We start from the raw sequence: 19,434 nt of genomic DNA on the forward strand, positions 1-19,434 counted from the left end.
AATTTAAGCGCTGTACTCATGCATATCCAATGAATTATTGTTAGGGTTGTTATTAGAGATTTTTATATCTATGGACCTCAATAGTCTCAAAACTTTTCTTATTGTTGCCCAAGAGGGGAACCTCACTAAAGCCGCAGAGCGACTCTGCCTAACCCAGCCGGCCCTCAGCCATCAGCTGAAGAAGCTGCAAGCTGAGTTGGGCGTGCAACTGTTGGTGCGCGGCTCGCGAGGTATGCAGCTAACCGAAGAGGGGCTAAAACTTTTACCCGCAGCTGAACGCGCCGTTAGAGCAGCAGCGGAATTTTCAGCCTCAGCTAGTAGTCTGCAATCGGCGCTCTCTGGACGGCTCAAGCTCGGCTCAATTGTAGACCCCGGCTTTTTGCGGCTTGGACGTGTGTTGAAACTCCTAGCGTCTCAGCATCCGGTACTGCAGTTTGATTTGACCCATGGAATGTCGGGCCGCGTATCCAGGCAGGTGGAGCAGGGCGAGTTAGACGTAGCCTACACTCTGGGTCATCCCGGGCTATCAGAGTATCAAGGCAGCTTTTCTGTTCTGCCGCTGACAGAATTTCGTTATCGGGTTATCGCCCCGCCCGGTTGGCACAGCATGGTGACAGGACGGGGCTGGCGCGAGTTGGCGAGCCTTCCCTGGATCTGGACGCCCGAAGACTCAGCTCACAATCGCTTTCTGAATACGCAATTCAGCGCAGCTAATGTGCGTCCGAATATCGTGGCCCAGGTCGATCTGGAGCCGTCAATGGCCGATCTCGTGCGTTCGGGGGTGGGCTTAAGTCTAGCCCGTGAAAATTTAGCGTTGGATGCCGCCCATCACGAGGGTATTGTGATCGCGGATGCTGTCTCGGTTGAGGCCGCTCTTGGATTCATCTGTCGGAAGGAGCGGCGGACCGAGCCTGCGATTCAAGCTGCTTTCGACGCTGTAGAGACTGTATGGCACTCTGAGCTGGGCTAAACCTTTGTAGTTTTTCGTGCAGACTTATTGTTCTTCGAGCCTGTGCTCTCAGGCTGAGCGGTTTCAGCATGTGTCAGCTCGAGTTGCGGTTCCGCTGTGGGTTTGCCCCAATGAAAGCCCTGAGCGTAATCGATACCGATCTCTTTAAGCAGATCGACAACGCTTTCATCCTCTACGTACTCCGCCACGGTCATTTTACCGAAGCCTTGAGCGATCTGATGGATGGCGCGCACAGTGGCCTCGTTGGCACTGTCTTGCAGGATATTTACGATGAAGCTGCCGTCTATTTTGACGAACTCTACCGGGAGGCTGCGAAGGTATTTGAAAGAGCTGAAGCCGGCACCAAAATCATCCAAGGAGAAGAGGCAACCGAGAGCGCGAATCTGCTCGATAAATTCAAGCGCTGTATCAATGTTCTCGATCGCGGCTGTCTCGGTAATCTCAAAAATCACGCTCAGTTTCGGTATCTGATTCTCTGCTATCAGTTCACGTATACGCGCCAACAGTTCGCGGTTGCCGATAGAGCGCCCAGAGAGGTTGATGCTGAGCTTCAGTGACACGCCTTGATCTTGATAGGTTTTCATCGTCCGTAGAGCATGGGTAACGACCCAGGCATCGATGTCACCCATCAAACCACTGCGCTCTGCTACCGGGATGAATTCCGCGGGCGAAATGGGTTGTTGATTACTGTCGCGCATACGCAACAGCACTTCATGGTATGCGATGCTGCCGTTGCGAATATCGACGAGTGGCTGAAAATTGAGGGTTAAATCATTACGATCCAGTGCCCTTCGGATCTCGCTTAAAAGGTTAAACTCGCTCAAATTACTCCGCCCGGCTAGATCGTCGGGGGCGAAACAGTGAAGCTGATTACCGCCTGAGCGTTTAGCAACATAGCAGGCCAAATCTGCACGTCGAATTACCTCGGACGCATCTGTACCGGCTTGGTCTACCGTTGTGAGACCCGCGCTGAGCGTTATATCAAAGGCGTGTGTATCCCACCGAAAAACGAATCGCTTAACTAGATGCAGTATGTGAGTTGTCAACGCTTCAGCGTTTTCAAGTGAGGTGTTCGGCAGCAGTAGCGTAAATTCATCGCCACCCATTCTGGCGAATAGATCCGAATTGCGGAGACGGGACCGAACAATACGCACAATGTCCTTGAGTAGCTGATCTCCCGCTTGGTGGCCCGCAGTGTCGTTAACCACTTTGAATAGATCCATATCGAAAAAGATCAGAGAGCACGGGCGATTTGTACCGACTTTTTTAAGTTCACGCTCCAGAGCTGCGTTAAACTGGTGTCTGTTCGCAACACCGGTCAGTAGGTCATGCTCGGCAAGGTATTTAATCCGCTGCTGTGTCTCGTGTGCCTCAGAGATATCACGAAAAACCATAACAGCTCCAACAACACGACCCGATTCAAGTCGAATCGGAGAGGCTGAGGCGGAGATCACAAACTCTTGCTCGTTGTGCTGTACCTGCACCCGCGCCTCGTTAACTAGAACTGACTCGCCAGTCTGCAGGCAGCTCTCTAGAGGCGTTTGTACCTCTGTGTTGTAGGGGCCCTCAATAAGACCCAAAATTTCAGAAATATGCTGATTTTTTGCGATCTCCTCGGAAACCTGTGTAAGCCGAACCGCAGCTTCGTTGAATACTTCGACAAATCCCAAGCGATCAGTCGCGATAACGGCATCAGCGATACTCTGTAATGTGATCACCGAGCGCTCATGCTCGTACTCTATGGTCCTTTTACTTTCGAGCAGCTTGACCAGTGTACGCCGATTGTTCTCGAGCTCTCGGTTCAAAGCAGAGAACTGACCGGACCCCTGAATCTGCCAACTGCAGTGCAGTGCAATCATTTTTCCGTGACTGGATATCGAATCTGATTCAAACCGAGAGGCGAAAGTTTTCAGTTTGAGATTCTCTCTATTGTGTCGCCAGTTCAATGGCGTCAATGTTGGGCTGGTACTTCTGGCTGATCGCGCTAAAAACTCTCGCAGTTGTGCTTCGGAGTTATCTAACAGAGAGATGAGTTCTAGGCCCAGAATAGTGTTGGCCTGCAGATTAAATTGTCGTTGCGCGGCTCGGTTTGCTGCGACTAGTCGACCATCTAGGTCAACTAGAAAGAAGATATCTGGAACGGCATCTATCAGTCTTATGAGCGTCGGAAACGGCACCGGTTAACCCTCGTAATACTCGATGCCACGCAACGAATCTTCATTCGCGGGCGGGGAGAGGTAGACAATCACCTTGCAACAGCCATCACCGGCAGCAATGGTTTTATCCAAAATGACTCGAGAGTAACCGTTATTCTCGGCAGCGATAGTGCCAAAGACCGTCGACGTCATCATGCAGAGCGATTGTCGACCCAATACTTTGTCACCAAAGGGACAGCGGCTGTTACTTAGGACCACTTTGGTCTCGTCGACTGATTCCAGTTTGAAATCACCCTCGATTCGCTCTTTCAAGTCGACCAATACTTGCGCCAGTTTATCTAACGGCAGTCGCTCGAGTTCATACTTAGAGCGATATTCACTGTTTATCCAATCGCCGATTTTCTGCCCAACAAGTGAGATATACCCAGATGCCTCTTCGAGGCCCACAAGGTCCTCAAGTGTACCGCTCAGTTCACGCAGTAAATTGCGCAGAAAAATGTCTCTGTCGAGTTCGATTTTGAGTTCGTGTGCACTTAGATCGCTCATTCACTTTACCTGCGCAGGCAAGCCTCCAGTGCTCATTGGATACAACATCGCTCCAGATGTTGAGAGGAATTTTAAGTGTAGTTGGGATTTGGGCGCTCTGGGGATTCCAACAGACGTTAAGCGGGCAATGAATATGAAATTACTTCAAGCTTCTCAGGCGCTTAGGACATTTATGCAGGTTAGCGCCCGCCGGCAACATCTACCAGATTGCCCGTTACATAGGAGCTCTGCTCTGATAGCAGCCCATAGATGGACTCAGCCACATCGTATGTCTTCCCTGCGCGCTGCAGCCGAGGCGATATCTCCGGCAGCCTCAGGACTGGAGTGACGTCGCAAGTACTCAGGGCAACAGAGAAGACAGCTATTGACGTTTTCCTGGATGACCTTGTTGAAACGGTCAAAATAACGTAACCCAGGGTAGTCCGTTGAAATAGGATACCGACATTAATGGGGGTGTTTTAAGCTGATGACTTCACTGTGGTGCACAGCAGCAGCGCAAAAGGTAAGCTAGCAGCGATGGTTTTCAATAGAGTTTTAGTATGCAAATTAGTCGCGCAGAATATGGCATCAGTCGAGCAGGTCAGGCCGTTGATAAATACACGCTCACAAACGACTCGGGTATGAGTGTTGAGCTCCTTACCTATGGGGGACGAGTAAGCGCAGTCTATGTGCCGGCGGCTGGCGGTGAGCCCGAAAACGTCGTTCTCGGTTTCGATGATTTAGTGAGCTACGAACAAGATAGTGCCTATATCGGTGCGCTTGTGGGTCGTTATGCGAACCGGATTGCTGGTGCGTCCTTCGATATTGAAGGTAAAACGTACCAACTCAGCGCTAATGAAGGCGAGAATCAGCTGCATGGTGGTTTTCAGGGTTTGCATAATCGCGTGCTTGAGTCTGATACCTTTGAATCTCCTGATGAGGTAGGCGTGAAGCTATCGACGGTTCTGGAGGACGGCCTAGAGGGCTTTCCCGGCAATCTCTCTGTTCGCGTTCGAATCTCACTCAATTCCAGCAATGAATTGAAGTTCGACTATCAAGCAAAGTGCGACACGCCTACGCATGTTAATCTGACTCACCACGGATATTTTAACCTGGCCGGGGCCGACTCTGGCAGTTGCATGGGGCATGAGCTTTGGATAGATGCCGACCGTTACACACCAGTCGATAGTCAGTCGATTCCCACGGGCGAGCAACGCGCTGTTAGCGATACAGTTTTCGATTTCAGGCAGGCAAAGAGTTTGGGAGCCGACTCAGGCGCATTTGTTGGAGAGCCTGCCGGTTTCGATCATAACTTCGTGCTGAATAAACACGAGGGAGAGTTGACGGAGATAGCTAGGTTGAGAGATCCAGTTTCGGGTCGCTCAATGTTAGTTAGCACTACGAAGCCCGGTCTCCAGCTTTACACCGCGCAGTATTTGGATAGTAGTTCGGTTGACGGCCGGGTTCGTTTTGCTTCGTATGCGGGTGTCTGTTTGGAGACTCAGCACTTTGCAAACAGTCCCAATGAACCCTCTTTCCCATCTACGCTGTTGCGACCGGGTGAAGAGTACCGTCAGCAGACTGTCTATCGCTTCGAGTATCAGTGATTAGCCTGCCAGACTGTTGAGCCAAGCTCGGTGTCCCAGTGCCATATTAGCCATCTGGCTGCTTTGACGTGTTAAAAAGTCGGTAGTCTCACGCGCGAAACGCTGAAACTGTTTGTCTTGATTCATTACTTTGCGGGCAAGGTTTTGATTGAGTAGCCCAAGCCCGTCTAGCACAGGTAGGTGTAGCAGCTCCTCTAAATGGGGAAGGCCATCTAGTTCGTTGCTGAAATCCTCAGGCCCCGGCATTTTCTGGCTCCAGAGCGCCAGACGTTCTCGGGTTTCTGGCTGAACATATTGCTCTGCGACATCGCACCAGAAGGGTGAGTCCCTGCGTTCGCTGACATAGTGCAAGTTAATAAAGTCTCTGAAGTCGTCGGTCTGTCCGCAAATTGCACGGTTGAACGAGGCCTCTTCGTCCGCAGTTATCGTACTAAGATTGTTCAGATGACGGCCCGCGAATAGCAGTATGCTTACCAGCGTACCGTGTATCGATGTCGCCTCTAGGGGCTCTAGAAACGAAGCTGCCAGGCCAATAGCGAGCACGTTCTTATTCAGCGGCTGCTCAACCCGACCTGACTCGATCTTTATATCGTTGCGAGGTTCTATCGGGTGTCCCAGTGTCCGCTCAATTTCAGCCTGGGCTTGCTCAGGTGTCAGGTGCGCATCGGAGTAGACATAACCGCAACCGATGCGCTTCTGGGTGGGTATCTGCCACATCCAGCCCGAGCTTTGTGCCCAGGCGTGGGTGTAGGTTGGGATCTCATCATCATCTTTGAGTTCTACCCAGAAGGGCATCGCGCGGTTGACGGGCAGCACATCACTGTAACTTTTCCACACGGAACCCATTTCGTTGCAGATAAGAGAACGTCTGAAACCAGTAGCGTCTATAAAAAAACTGCCCGATACCGTTTCACCGGTATCGAGCACAAGCGAGACAATCCTGCCGTTTTCAGAATTCAGTCTCGCACCCTCTACTGCTGCATCTATATGCGTGATGCCATCCGCTTTACTGCGCAACCAGGCCCCGACTTTAGCCTGATCGAAATGGTAAGCGTGGTGGAACTGACTAAGGGGCTTCAGCCCGCCCGGTGTTTGTGCCACAGGTGCCCGGTTCTGTTGCATCAGGGCGCCAAACAGGTGCGGTTCCGCTACTGATCGCCCGGCAGCAACACAGAACGTATCTATCCAGGAGCCTTTTCCTTCGACCCGATCAGCCAGGTGATAGACGTCATCTATAGGGCCGTCATAGACATGCCCTTTGCGACGCCAGTCGCGATGGCGGATACCGTATTTTATGGTCGCTTCGGTCTTGGCGATAAACTCCTGTTCATCAAGGCCTAACCGGTGCAGTACTCCGCGGAATAGCGAGGTTGTGCCCTCGCCAACACCTATGGTCGGTATCTTCGAGCTCTCAATAAGCGCGATAGAGAGAGGCTTTCCAGCGCTTTTAGACTCTGCCTGAAGGATCATTGCGGCCAGCCATCCAGCTGTGCCGCCGCCAACAATTACGATATCTGCTGTGCTTTGTGCCATCTCTCTCGCTTTACCTTAGTTCTTGGTGTGTACCCACTCTGGTAGCCATTCGCCGTGCGCCTCGATCAGCTCATCGATCAACTGCCAGATCTGCTCCAGGTCTAGTTCGGCACCTGTATGCGGATCCATCATCGCCGCGTGGTAGATGTGCTCGCGCTTCTCCTGCATCAGAGCTTCAACTGTGAGCTCCTGCACGTTGACATTGCTGCGCATAATAGCCGCAAGCTGCGGGGGAACATGATCGATGCGTGTTGGTTGGATGCCGTTGTGATCCACTAGACAGGGTACCTCAACCGCACAGCCATCGGGTAGCGCGCTGATGTAGCCGTTGTTACGTACGTTACCGTAAATCACGCTGGGGGTGCCGGTCCAGGCCGAGTTAATGATCTGTGAGGCGTACTCTACTGAGCTTGGAACCTCGATTTTCTCGGCTTGCTGGTACTCAGCGAGCTGATCTTTCCAGCGACCAATCTGTTCAACGCAGCGTTTAGGATACTCATCCAACGGAATACCAAACTTCTCAATCAGATCCTCGCGTCCCTCTTTAATGAACCAGGGCGTGTACTCCGCAAAGTGTTCTGAGCTCTCTGTACAGAAGTAGCCAGTGCGCTTCATCATCTCGTAGCGAACCTTGTTCGGGCAACGCGGGTTCCAGCTCGATTCTGGGCGTGGGTAGACGCCATCAGCGTAGCCTTTCTGCAGGTCAGGGTAGAGATCGCGGTAAGTACCGTCCTCCATGATCTCCTCAAACTTGAGGAAGAATGCAACATGGTTAATACCCGCCGAAATATACCGAATTTTGCTGTCATCCATCTGCAGATCAGTCGCGAGTTCATGCGCGGTGCCTTGAACCGAGTGGCATAGGCCAACCTGTTTGATCTGGGGGTACTTGCGCGCAATCGCCCAAGTGTTGATTGCCATCGGGTTAACATACTGCAGCATCAGCGCGTCTGGGCAGACCTCTAACATATCCTCACAGATAGCCCAGAGGTGCGGTACGGTGCGAAGACCGCGCATGATGCCACCGACGCCAAGAGTATCGGCGATAGTTTGGCGTAGCCCGAACTTCTTTGGAATTTCGAAGTCGGTTACCGTGCAGGGCTCGTAGCCACCGATCTGAAACGCAACTACTACGAAGTCTGCACCTTCAAGTGCGGAGCGTCGATCTGTGTGTAGAGAGTGGGTCGCTTTTGCACCCAGGGAAGCCACCAGCTTGTTGAAGACAATCTCTGATTCAGCAAGACGTCCTCCATCTATATCCATCAGGGCAACGTGAGCAGCTGACAGTGCCGGGCGCTGCAGTACATCACCGATGATGTTCTTCATGAAGACGGTGGAACCTGCACCTATAAATGCAATCTTAGGCGATGAGCGCATAGTGTTTCCTCTTAGCTATCTATATCTGTCTAGGCGACAACATTAAAAGCAGCATCAACAAGACGCTGGGTATATTCGTTAGTTGGGTTACTGAGTACCTGCTCGGTTGGCCCCTCCTCAACAACTTGACCGTGCTGCATCACAATCACGTTGTGGCATAGAGCACGAACCACCTTGAGATCGTGGCTGATGAACAGGTAACTGAGATCGTGTTTGCGGCGCAGTTCGCGCAGCAGATCGATTATTTGAGCTTGTATCGACAGGTCGAGTGCTGAAGTCGGTTCATCTAGCAAAATAAATTCGGGTTTAAGAGCCAGAGCGCGAGCGATCGCGATGCGCTGGCGCTGTCCGCCGGAGAATTCATGCGGGAATCGCTGCATCGCATCGGCTGGCATTTGCACATCCTTAAGCGCTTGCTTAATCAACTCCTCGCGCTCGGACGCTGTTTTGCCAATGCCGTTTACGATCAGCCCCTCTTCCAATATCTGGCGCACGATCATACGCGGATTGAGTGACGAAAAGGGGTCTTGGAATACGACCTGGATACGGGTGCGATAGGGGCGCATCGCCGTACGATCCAGTTGATCTATACGGTCGCCATCAAAATAGATGGCCCCGGAAGTCACCTCTTGTAACCGAACCATAGACATCGCAAGCGTCGTTTTGCCTGAACCACTCTCGCCTACAATACCCAGCGTTTCGCCTTTACGAATTTTTGCCGAGATGTCATCAACGGCGATCAGTTCATAGTTCTTGCGGCTGAAAAAGCCACCGTATTGGGTGTTGTAGACCTTTCGCAATTTGTCGCTGGACATAACAACCGGTGCAGTCTCCTCCAGCGGGTCGGGATGCCCCTTAGGTTCCGATGCGAGCAGGTGTTGGGTGTAGGGGTGTTGAGGGTTGGCAAACACCTCTTCGGTACGACCGCGCTCTACCACCTCCCCATAGCGCATCACTACGACGTTATCAGAGGTCTTCTCAACTACCGTCAGGTCGTGCGTAATGAGAATAACAGCCATGTTGTGGCTGCGTTGTAGCTCTTTCAGTAGTCCAAGAATCTCAGCCTGAACCGTAACGTCCAGTGCCGTAGTGGGCTCGTCTGCAATGAGAAGATCGGGTTTGTTAGCCAAAGCCATAGCGATCATGACACGCTGGCGCTGGCCACCTGACATCTCATGCGGGTACTGGCTCAAACGCGCTTCAGGATTTGGGAGGCGCACCTCTTCAAATAACTTCAGCACTTCGGCCATCGCTGCTTTCTTTGACATGGGGCGGTGGGTCAAGATGATCTCTGCCACCTGATCCCCAACGCGGTAAATAGGGTTGAGCGAGGTCAGGGGCTCCTGAAAAATCATTGAGATCTGATTACCGCGCAGACGCTGCATCTCCAGTTCTGAATACGTGGAGATATCTTTGCCTGCAAAGGTGATGCGTGAATCCCCACCTACAACCGCATTTTCGGCTAGCATCGACATGATCGCGCGAGCAGTAACCGATTTACCCGAACCACTCTCGCCAACGACAGCAAGGGTTTCACCACGGGCGACCTCGTAAGAGACACCCCGTACGGCGTTAACGGTACCCGCAACGGTCCGGAAATCGACGACAACATTTTCGACTTTAAGTAGTGGTTCAGTCATTGGCGTATGGATCCATTGCATCGCGCATGCCGTCACCAAAGGCGTTGAAAGCAAGTACGGAGATAATAATCATGGCTACTGGTGCCATCAGCCAGGGGGCTGCGGCAAAGGATTGAAAGTCTCTCACCTGGTTGAGCATGGTTCCCCAGCTCACCATTGGAGCCTGTACACCCACGCCCAGGAATGAGAGGAAGCTCTCTAGTAGAATCACCTCAGGGAGTTGATAAGTAGCCCATACAATCATGTGCGAAGAGGTGTTAGGCACAATGTGGCGAGCTAGTATGCGTTTGTCTGATGCACCTACAGATACTGCGGCACGCACATACTCCATTGAGCGCAGGGAGATCACCTTACCCCGCAATTCGCGGCTGATATCTGCCCATCGAAGCAGCACCAGTATCGCCGCGAACATGATGAAAATAGTCATCGGTTCAGCACGGCGCGGCAAAATAGCCACCAGTGCCAGATAGAGCGGTAGATCCGGGAAGGATTTTACGAACTCCACGATACGCTGTGTGATTAGGTCGAAGCGACCGCCATAATAGCCAGACGCCACGCCAACACTGGTACCGATTACCAGTGCCGCGCCCATTACTAAGAAGCCCATGAGCAAGGTGATTCGCGTCCCCCAAATCATGCGCGAGAAGACGTCTCGTCCGAGCGAATCAGTGCCCAAGAGGTGGAATTTGGCCCCCGAAGTGGTACCAAAAAGGTGCGTAGAGAATTCCATGCCAAGCAGCGTCCAACTATCGCCCTGAACGAAGAGGCTGAGATCGTGTCGGTCGCTTGGATCTGGAACGAAGGTGATCTCGAAGGTGTTCATATCCATCTCCTCGGCAAAACCAAGGATATAGGGGCGAGCCAGGGATCCATCTTCATTGAAAAAATAGATGGACTGGGGCGGGTGATATATAGCCTTGCGATCCTTAGATTCAACGCCGTACGGTGCGATCAATCCCGCAAAAATGGCTGAACAGAGCACAAAGATACAGCCGATGAGTCCAGCAACACCGTATCGGTTGCGCATAAAGCGGCGACGTACGAGTTGCCAGTAGCTCAGGCCTGAAGAGTTCTGGGTGGCCTCTGCGTTCATGCTGATATTTGTCGTACTCATCAGATCAACCCCGCGCCAATGTTGCACGGCGAACTCGCGGATCAAGCAGCGCCAGGATTAGATCGGCAAACAGGTTGCCTAGAACAAGAAGTACCGCAACCATCATGAATATGGCTGAGACGACGTACATATCACGATCAGCCACTGATGAGAGAATCAGCGGACCAACCGTCGGAATACCGAGGACAATAGCGATCTCAATCTCACCCTTAATCATGTAATCGAAGCGTGTTCCGAGGTTCATAACGACGGGGTGGAGCGCGTTCGGTACGGCGTGTTTATAGAGCACTTTACGACGACTCAAACCTTTGGCACGTGCGGTTTCGATGTATTGCATATTCATTACGTCGAGCAGGTTTCCGCGCATCATTCGAGTGGTGTATGCCTGTCCTGCCCAGATAGAGACCAGCAGTACAGGCCAGACATGCTTGAGGAAATCCCAAAACTTTGGCAGATCCCAGTAATCTTGCAGCACATACTGTGCTGAGTTCACAGCCCCGATGTAGGGGGAATGCCATACGAAGGCCAGCAGGTAGAGAATAACCAGTGAGATAACGAACTTCGGTATGACAATGCCGATAAAGGCGATAAACGTAGCGATGTTGTCGCCGAGTTTGTACTGATGTGTTGCGGCAAAAATACCTAGCATGACACCAATAACCTGACTCAGCACGACGGTAATGATCGCCAGAAAGAGCGTTCGCGGCAGGCGAACACCGATTACCTCAGTGACAGGTCGGTTGTGTCGAAAGGACATGCCGAAATCACCAGAGATCACAATATCTTTAACCCATACCAGATACTGAACCGGTAGAGGTTCGTCTAGTCCCAGGCGTTCGCGCATCACTTCGGCCTGAGGCAGGAGTTCATCATAGGATTTGCCGGTTTGTGCCGATGTGGCGGATATCCAAGTGTCGACATAGTCGCCTGGCACGGCCTGGATAATCCCGAATGAGACGATCGATATACCGATTAGGAGCGGTATGGTCGCCAACATTCGTTTGGCAAAGAAAATGACAAAGTCCATCTTAAAGACCTAAAGCTTGGGTGAGAATCTTGGATAGACCGCCCCCGGGAGTCCGGGGGCGACTATTTGCGCTGAACTTACTTGTAAGTCGGAATGGTGCCAGGTAGCAGCTCAGCCATCTGCTGATCTTCTGGTACCCAGAGGCGCTCGCGAACTACACCATCCTCAGCCCACTCGTACATAAATACGGGTGTTCCAGGGTGAGCGTTCTTAACACGCTTGTTTACCAGTAGTGCTGCAGGAACTTGCACCAAGCCAACGTTGTAGACGTTTTCAGTCAGCAGCTGCTGCATGCGGTTTGCATACTCGGTCTGCTTCGCGGCATCGTCCGTTGAGTTGAACTTAGTCACCAGTTCGCCCAGCTCAGCTTCAAACGACATCAGCTCACGACCGTCGCTGCCTGATAGGTGGAATGCCGGACAGATATCTGACACAGGCAAGTTACCGCAGGTTTCACGCGTTGGTAGGATGAAGTTTGCGCGCTGTAGGATGGCAGTGAAGTCACCCGAGTTGCGCATTGGGTCAAAGCTGGTCTCGTCTACCGATTTTGGTAGTACACGAATGCCGACTTCAGCGAGCTGTGAGGTAACCGCGTCCATCTGTTTGCGGTCATCGTTGCGCTGCGCTTTGTAGGTCATATCGATCACCAGATCCTGACCTGTACCCGGCAGGTTCAATACGCCATTGCCGTCGGTGTCTTTCAGCCCAAGACCTGCCAACAGCTCACCGGCCTTCGCCTGATCGAACGGGGTGTAGTCGGTAGAGTCAGCGTTGTAGTACGGTGAACCCGTTGCGTAGCCGCCCATGTATGGGTAGGCAAATGGGCCACGTGCAAGCGCCTGACCTACAGCATCACGATCGATTGCATGAGACATGGCTTTACGGAAGTCGAGATTGCGGAACAGGCCGCGGAGCTCTTTTTCGTAATCATCTTTACCCATGTTCTGGGCAAAGTTCAGTTCGATGCGCCACGCCAGAGTACGCGGACCAAACTTAGCTGAAACTGGCGAGCTTGCGTCCTGAGACTGCTTTAGCGCCTCAACGAAGTTGCCGGGGTTCTCCATGTTTGACCAGTCGCCGGTGCCGGCTACTGCCTGAGTTGTACGGTCATCCCAGGTGGTCAGCTTGAAGTGCATCTCGTTGATATATGGAAGCTGGTTGCCCTTGTCGTCGACTTTAAAGTAGTAGGGGTTGCGACGCAGGATTACGATCTCGTCGGGCTTGTGCTCGACTGGAATCCAGGCACCTAGGCCAACAACCGGCATTTTGTCTGAAGGCGCGGCGTTCAGATAGTCGTCATAGGTCTTCGCTGAATTGTATTTAGGGTGCGACTCTTTCAGGATGTGAGACGGACCCGGACAACCCTGAATGTACGCCAGACCTTCAACCAGAGTATTGGACTGTGCAGACGGGAATACAAACTTAAAGGTGTGCGCGTCGATGACTTCGAGCTTAGCACCACCGCCAAAAGAACCCTGCGAAATACGCGCGTTTACGTTTGGATCTTCGACGTTGTCGTTGTACCAGAACGCAATATCTTCGGTATCGAACGCATCACCGTCAGACCATTTAACACCTTCAACAAGATGCATGGTTAGCTCGGTCATGTCGCTGTTCCACTCCCAGCTCTTGGCGAGGTTTGGTAACGGGCCGGTCTGGTCTTCAGGTTTAACCTGCCAACGTGGACCCTGGCGCACGAGACACTCTTGCACCGCCATGTTGATACCACCCCAGCCTTGGTGCTGACCTGCAAGCCAGTTGAAGCCTTCAGGGCGACCGCCGATTACATGGCGGAAAACACCGCCGTAAGTGCCCACACCGTCCGACATCACGCCTGAGTTGTGAACTAGTGGCTCTTTAGGGAGGCGATCTTCAATCTTAGGGAGCTTGCCAGCTGCCACAAGGTCAGAGAGGAATGGTGCTTCGTTGTATTTCGACAACGATTTGTAGGTCCAGAGGTCATCACGTCCGATCAGCTCATAGTTAAGACCTGCCAGACTCTTTTCTGGAGGCATCTGATCTGCAACTGCAGGTGTTGATAACAGGGCGGTAGCGCACAGGGTGCTAACAACGCAGCTTAAGGGTTTTAATCTAAACATCGGCTTTTCCTTTGTTATTGTTCAGCGCATTTTTAATCTACTGGGAAATTACCGCAGTAAACTTCCGAAAAACTAATGTGAGTTTCCAGAAAAGGGTCTATTCTCGAGTTTTGCTGTTGTGTGATTAGAGAGGCTTCGTTAATTATGTCTGCGAAACGTTTTTCAAAGGCAGTAACTTATGGGCGCAAATTTGGCTAGGGCGAGAGATGTTGCAGAGGTCGTTCCCTACTCTGAACAGCATGACCGCACACGCATGCCTGCGCCGAATCAGTTCATTATTGAGCGGCATGAGCCGGCTATGTTTGATGCGCCTTTCCATCACCACACCTCCGTCGAGATCAACTTTTTACGTGGCTGTGAGATGCAGTACTCCTTCTCCGGCGTGCCTGTGAGTGTAAAACGAGATTCGCTCACGATTTTCTGGGGAGCCCAACCCCACCGCGTCATCTCTGTTTCTCCGGGGGGAGAAATTACTAACCTCTACCTATCTCTCGGCCAGTTTCTGCGCTGGGGGCTACCTGAGGAGCTGGTGCAGGCGATACTTGCCGGTACGGTGATTGCGGGTCGCACCAGCAGTTTCGATGATGCTGGCCTGATGGACCGCTTGTGGAATGAACGAGAACGCGATCGAGAGAATGGTGCCTGGCGCCGCACCCATCTGGACGAGATCAGCAACCGCTTGCGTCGACTCGGCCTGGAAGGGTGGGATGTACTCTTGGATCCGCGCTCAGCCTCATCTGTTTTAGATGCTGATGTGCGGACGATGAATCATGTGGAGGCGTTGCTCCGCTTTATCGCGGATAACTTCAACCAGCCGGTAAGCATCGCCGATATTGCGGCCGGGGTAAGCCTATCAGCTGGACGAGCAATGACGTTATTCAAAGAGGTGATGGGAGTATCAATTAAACACCACCTCACACGTACGCGGCTGAGTCACGCCAAAATGTTACTCAGTGAAACCGATCAAAAGATCGTCAATATCTCGATGGATAGTGGCTTTGGCAGTCTCTCTAGCTTTTATGATGCCTTCGCAGAGCACAACGAGGGTATGTCACCGGCTAAATATAGACGGACCATGCGAAGGGGCTAGGCCGCTTCAATTTTTGCTTTAATAGGACAGATTAAATGACACAGACAGCTACATTTCACGACCTACGCGATACCGTGGTTTTCATCACCGGTGGTGGGTCAGGCATTGGTGCGGCCCTTACTGAAGGCTTCCTGCAGCAAGGTGCTAAGGTCGGTTTTGTTCAGCGCTCCGATGCGAGCTCCTTTGTTGAGGAGATGGCGGCGAAATATCCTAACGCACCTCTTTTCGTTCAGTGCGATATCTCTGATGTTGATGCGCTTAAAGCTGCCATCGCACAGGTTGAGACAGCGCTTGGCACTATCTCTGTCCTGGTGAATAACGCAGCCAATGATGCTCGCCATACTCTCAATGACTACAGCGTCGATGAGTGGGATCGGGGTATGGCAGTGAATCTTCGCCCGCACTTTTTTACCGCTCAGGCCGTTTTTGAGGGCATGAGAGCGGCCGGTGGCGGTTCGATCATCAACTACTCATCCATCTCCTACATGATGGGCAATGCCGGCTACCCAGCGTACGCCACCTCTAAAGCTGCAATTACAGGTTTAACACGCTCGTTAGCACGGGAGTTGGGACCGGACAATATTCGCGTCAATGCACTGATGCCGGGCTGGGTATTAACAGATAAGCAATTGGAGATGTGGGCTACGCCCGAGGATCTGGCGACGCACCTGGAAAAACAGTGTCTAAAAGAGCACCTAAAACCCCAAGATGTGGTTGATGCGACGCTCTTTCTTGCCTCGCAAACCAGCCGCATGATTACCGGGCAAGCGCTGGTAGTTGACGGCGGTGTGGTGGTTACGGGATGAGTAACCTGGAGTGGATTGCGGTTGACTGGGGTACCAGTCGGATGCGCCTTTGGGCGCTGGATAGCCGCGGTAGTGTGATAGATAGTCAGAGCTCTGACACGGGCATGGCAAAGCTAGCGCGCGACGAGTTTGAACCAACCCTGCTTGGTTTAATTGAGCCGTGGATAAACGATGCGACTGGTCCTGTGCCGGTGATTGCATGCGGCATGGTTGGTGCCCGACAGGGTTGGCAGGAGGTGCCGTATGAAGCGGTCCCTTGCAGGCCTTCTATCCAATTAAGCCGAGCTGAAACTCAGTCACTGAAGGTCGACGTACGTATCTGCTGGGGGCTTAAGCAGCTGGATCCCGCCGATGTAATGCGCGGGGAGGAGACACAAATAGCAGGCTTGTTGGGTAACTATGCAGATTATGCTGGCGTTGTCTGTTTGCCCGGTACGCATTGTAAGTGGGCACGGGTTGATCAGGGGGCTGTGACGGAATTCCAGAGTTACATGACGGGTGAGATATTTGACCTGCTGTCGAAAAGCTCAGTCCTGCGCTTCTCGATTGATCAGCAAGACTGGTTGGATGAGGTGTTTGATGCTGCGGTTCTTGAGGCATTAGATGCACCTGAGAAAATCAGTGGGTGGTTGTTTGGTTTGCGCGCTGAGTCTCTGGTTAGCGAGGATCCTAGAGGCGGCAATGCCGCACGCTTGTCTGGTTACCTGATCGGTCTGGAGCTGGCTTCGACGCGCTCGTACTGGGAGTCTAATGAAGTTGCTATTATCGGTGCCTCGGCACTAGCGCGACACTATCAACGTGCATTGAGTTTAGTGGGGAGAGCAGCGCAGATGCTGGATACCCAAGAGATGACGCTGGCCGGTTTAACAGCCGCTTACACTGCCTATAAGGATCGAAATAATGTCTGATCGAGAGCTAATCGCCATACTGCGCGGTATCAAACCTTCTGAAGCAGTGGATGTGGCCAGTGCTCTAATAGACGCTGGATTCAGCCGCATTGAGGTCCCGCTTAACTCCCCTGACCCGATTACTAGCATTGCTAAAATGGTCGAGGCATTCGGTAAGGATGCGCTCATTGGTGCCGGCACAGTTCTCAATGTCGAGCAAGCCGAGGCAGTCGCTGCGACAGGTGCAAAACTGATCGTTTCGCCCAACACCAATACTGCCGTGATTGAGCGTACGCGAGAACTTGGCATGCTCTCCTATCCTGGTGTTATGACACCTACTGAGTGTTTTGCCGCGATCGATGCAGGTGCCACGGGGCTGAAGCTCTTCCCTGCTGATTTGGTTGGCGTTGCGGGCGTTAAAGCGTTCAAAGCCGTTCTGCCATCTGAGATGAAACTTTACGCTGTTGGGGGCGTCGCAAATGACAATCTGGGACAGTGGCGTGCCGCTGGCGTGACCGGTTTTGGTATAGGTAGCTCACTCTACAAGGCAGGTCGCACTGTGGATGAAGTGCACACTATCGCGAAAGGGATCGTCGCTGCGTACGACCAACTTTAATGCCTCTTGGAGCTCGCCGATATGAAGCCCGAACTTGGTTGTTGTTACTACCCAGAGCACTGGCCTGAAGAGCGCTGGGCAATTGATGCTCAGATGATGGTTGAGTCTGGTCTTTCGTGGGTCCGCATTGGAGAGTTTGCCTGGAGTCGGTTAGAGCCCAAACCTGGGCAGTTTCAGTTTGAGTGGCTCGACAGAGCGATAGCGACTCTGGCCAATGCTGGTTTGAAAATTGTATTGGGAACTCCGACCGCCACGCCGCCACGATGGATGTTAGATATTTACCCGGACATGCTGGCAGTTGATCGTGAAGGTCGTGAACGAGGGTTTGGATCGCGGCGCCACTACTGTTTCAGTCACCAAGGCTACCGCCAAGCCTGTGCAGATATTGTAGAGAGCTTGGGCCAGCGGTATGGCTCTCACCCGGCGATACAAGCTTGGCAGACCGACAATGAATATGGTTGTCACGATACAGTCCTATCGTACAGCGATGCTGCGCTAGTCGAGTTTCGCATTTGGTTGCAGCAGCGTTATCAAACGATTGAACGACTGAATGAAGCCTGGGGCACAGTTTTTTGGTCGATGGAGTATGCGTCCTTCAATGAGATAGGGTTGCCGAATCTGACTGTGACCGAGGCAGCGCCCTGCCATGAACTGGATTTCAAACGTTTTAGCTCTGGCCAGGTGGTGAGCTTTAACCGTCTACAGACGGAGATTCTGCGCCGCCACACCCCTGCTGCACTGATCCATAACTACATGGGCCGCATTGTTGAGTTTGACCATTTCGCCGTTGGCGCAGACTTAGATATCGCAAGTTGGGACGCCTATCCGCTAGGTTTCCTCGAGGATCGAAGTGACTATGGTGAGGCTTGGCGTGCGCGGTTCGCACGTCAGGGAGACCCGGATTTTCAGGCGTTTCATCACGATTTATATCGCGCGGTAGGGCGAGGCCGTTGGTGGGTCATGGAGCAGCAACCGGGTCCGGTAAACTGGGCGCCGTTTAATCCTGCGCCTCTCGATGGCATGGTGAAGCTCTGGAGTTTAGAGGCGATCGCCCATGGGGCAGAGGTGGTTAGCTATTTTCGCTGGCGACAACTGCCATTTGCCCAGGAGCAACATCACGCCGGCCTGTTGACGGCAGATGGCCGTCCGGCCCAGGGATTGAAAGAGGCTCAGGCGACAGCAGCTTTACTAGCGCAACTCGGTGAGCTTGCGCAGAAACCGGCAGATGTGGCCATTTTGTTCGATTATGAGTCCGCTTGGGCCTGGCAAACTCAGCCTCAAGGAGAGAGCTTCGACTACTTCAGATTAGTATTCGAGCAGTACCGGGCCCTGCGTCGTCTAGGTGTCAACGTCGATATCATCAGCAAGCAGGGTATCTCTCAACAACGCTACAAACTGCTCTGTGTCCCTGGGCTAATGAGTGTTGATCAAACGCTACTGTCCCAAATGCGAGATTGCGCTTCAATTCTTTTGATGGGCCCACGAACTGGCAGCCGTACGGAAGATTTCCATATGGATACGCATCAACCGCTGCTTTTTGAGACAGTCCATCAGGACCGTGTTGAATCCTTGCGGGCCAGTGCGGCTTATAACACCGGTACCGGTGCGATAGAGCATTGGTTTGAGCACTATGATGCTCCCGATGAGCTTGTGGTGCATCGCACGGAGACGGGCCGGCCTGTGTTGCTCGAACAGAACGCCAACTTCTATCTGTGTGGTTGGCCCGATGCTGAATACGCGCATTCGCTCTTTGCTAATCTGCTATCGCAGTTGGGCATCAATACGTACGAGCTGCCCGAGGGATTGCGATTGAGGGAGACCAAAACACATCGGTTCTGGTTTAACTACGATAGTCAGCCTGTGGTATTTCGTGGTTTAGAGTTGCCTCCGACCGGAGTAAAAATTGAAGCGCTCTAGGGCGGTTTAAACAGATATTAGCCTTCGCCAGCTATAATCTCGCTCGCAATCTATGTTTAAAGGCTGGGTG

The 19,434-nt window shown here is 52.5% G+C and carries 15 protein-coding genes; 7 read left to right on the forward strand and 8 right to left on the reverse strand.

The features are described 5' to 3' along the window. Positions 1-70: 70 nt before the first annotated feature. Positions 71-970 carry a LysR family transcriptional regulator gene (locus tag AC1WNR_RS00780; protein ID WP_481642658.1) on the forward strand — a complete coding sequence of 300 codons (900 nt, stop codon included), beginning with the start codon at positions 71-73 and terminating at the stop codon, positions 968-970. On the opposite strand, the gene AC1WNR_RS00785 is transcribed toward AC1WNR_RS00780, so the two are convergent. Further along, the gene (locus AC1WNR_RS00785; protein WP_481642659.1) at positions 967-3,147 is read right to left on the reverse strand and encodes a putative bifunctional diguanylate cyclase/phosphodiesterase; all 2,181 of its coding nucleotides are present in this window, start codon (positions 3,145-3,147) and stop codon (positions 967-969) included. The genes AC1WNR_RS00780 and AC1WNR_RS00785 overlap by 4 nt on opposite strands. A 3-nt stretch (positions 3,148-3,150) precedes the next feature. Next, positions 3,151-3,672, reverse strand: a complete 522-nt coding sequence (locus tag AC1WNR_RS00790; RefSeq protein ID WP_481642660.1) for a methanogen output domain 1-containing protein — start codon at positions 3,670-3,672, stop codon at positions 3,151-3,153. Between the two features lie 539 nt (positions 3,673-4,211). Here AC1WNR_RS00790 and AC1WNR_RS00795 point away from each other — a divergent pair. Then, the gene (locus AC1WNR_RS00795; RefSeq protein WP_481642661.1) at positions 4,212-5,258 is read left to right on the forward strand and encodes an aldose epimerase family protein; all 1,047 of its coding nucleotides are present in this window, start codon (positions 4,212-4,214) and stop codon (positions 5,256-5,258) included. Here AC1WNR_RS00795 and AC1WNR_RS00800 read toward each other — a convergent pair whose 3' ends face one another. The 6 genes from AC1WNR_RS00800 to AC1WNR_RS00825 form a co-directional block, all read right to left on the reverse strand. Next, positions 5,259-6,791, reverse strand: a complete 1,533-nt coding sequence (locus tag AC1WNR_RS00800) for a tryptophan halogenase family protein (protein ID WP_481642662.1) — start codon at positions 6,789-6,791, stop codon at positions 5,259-5,261. 15 nt (positions 6,792-6,806) lie between these two features. Next, positions 6,807-8,168 (reverse strand): alpha-galactosidase, encoded by a 1,362-nt coding sequence (gene melA, locus AC1WNR_RS00805; protein WP_481642663.1) that lies wholly within the window; start codon positions 8,166-8,168, stop codon positions 6,807-6,809. Positions 8,169-8,197: 29 nt separating this feature from the next. Further along, positions 8,198-9,808 (reverse strand): ABC transporter ATP-binding protein, encoded by a 1,611-nt coding sequence (locus AC1WNR_RS00810; protein ID WP_481642664.1) that lies wholly within the window; start codon positions 9,806-9,808, stop codon positions 8,198-8,200. Beyond that, a complete protein-coding gene (locus AC1WNR_RS00815) occupies positions 9,801-10,922 on the reverse strand; it encodes an ABC transporter permease (RefSeq protein ID WP_481642665.1) in 1,122 nt (373 codons plus the stop codon). The genes AC1WNR_RS00810 and AC1WNR_RS00815 overlap by 8 nt, the downstream gene beginning before the upstream one ends. Positions 10,923-10,926: 4 nt before the next feature. Then, the gene (locus tag AC1WNR_RS00820) at positions 10,927-11,949 is read right to left on the reverse strand and encodes an ABC transporter permease (RefSeq protein WP_481642666.1); all 1,023 of its coding nucleotides are present in this window, start codon (positions 11,947-11,949) and stop codon (positions 10,927-10,929) included. Positions 11,950-12,026: 77 nt separating this feature from the next. Then, positions 12,027-14,048 carry an ABC transporter substrate-binding protein gene (locus AC1WNR_RS00825; protein ID WP_481642667.1) on the reverse strand — a complete coding sequence of 674 codons (2,022 nt, stop codon included), beginning with the start codon at positions 14,046-14,048 and terminating at the stop codon, positions 12,027-12,029. A 178-nt stretch (positions 14,049-14,226) separates the two neighbouring features. On the opposite strand from AC1WNR_RS00825, the gene AC1WNR_RS00830 reads away from it, so the two are divergent. The 5 genes from AC1WNR_RS00830 to AC1WNR_RS00850 are packed head-to-tail and all read left to right on the forward strand — an operon-like array spanning position 14,227 to position 19,364. Next, positions 14,227-15,138, forward strand: a complete 912-nt coding sequence (locus tag AC1WNR_RS00830; RefSeq protein ID WP_481642668.1) for a helix-turn-helix domain-containing protein — start codon at positions 14,227-14,229, stop codon at positions 15,136-15,138. 35 nt (positions 15,139-15,173) lie between these two features. Further along, complete coding sequence (locus AC1WNR_RS00835; RefSeq protein WP_481642669.1) at positions 15,174-15,944, forward strand: SDR family NAD(P)-dependent oxidoreductase; 771 nt, start codon at positions 15,174-15,176, stop codon at positions 15,942-15,944. Continuing rightward, positions 15,941-16,852 (forward strand): 2-dehydro-3-deoxygalactonokinase, encoded by a 912-nt coding sequence (locus AC1WNR_RS00840; protein WP_481642670.1) that lies wholly within the window; start codon positions 15,941-15,943, stop codon positions 16,850-16,852. Before AC1WNR_RS00835 ends, AC1WNR_RS00840 begins: the two co-directional genes overlap by 4 nt. Then, a complete protein-coding gene (locus AC1WNR_RS00845; protein WP_481642671.1) occupies positions 16,845-17,447 on the forward strand; it encodes a 2-dehydro-3-deoxy-6-phosphogalactonate aldolase in 603 nt (200 codons plus the stop codon). The genes AC1WNR_RS00840 and AC1WNR_RS00845 overlap by 8 nt, the downstream gene beginning before the upstream one ends. A gap of 21 nt (positions 17,448-17,468) precedes the next feature. Further along, positions 17,469-19,364 carry a beta-galactosidase gene (locus AC1WNR_RS00850; RefSeq protein WP_481642672.1) on the forward strand — a complete coding sequence of 632 codons (1,896 nt, stop codon included), beginning with the start codon at positions 17,469-17,471 and terminating at the stop codon, positions 19,362-19,364. The last annotated feature ends 70 nt before the right edge of the window (positions 19,365-19,434 follow it).

Source organism: Marinobacterium marisflavi (genome assembly GCF_982447095.1).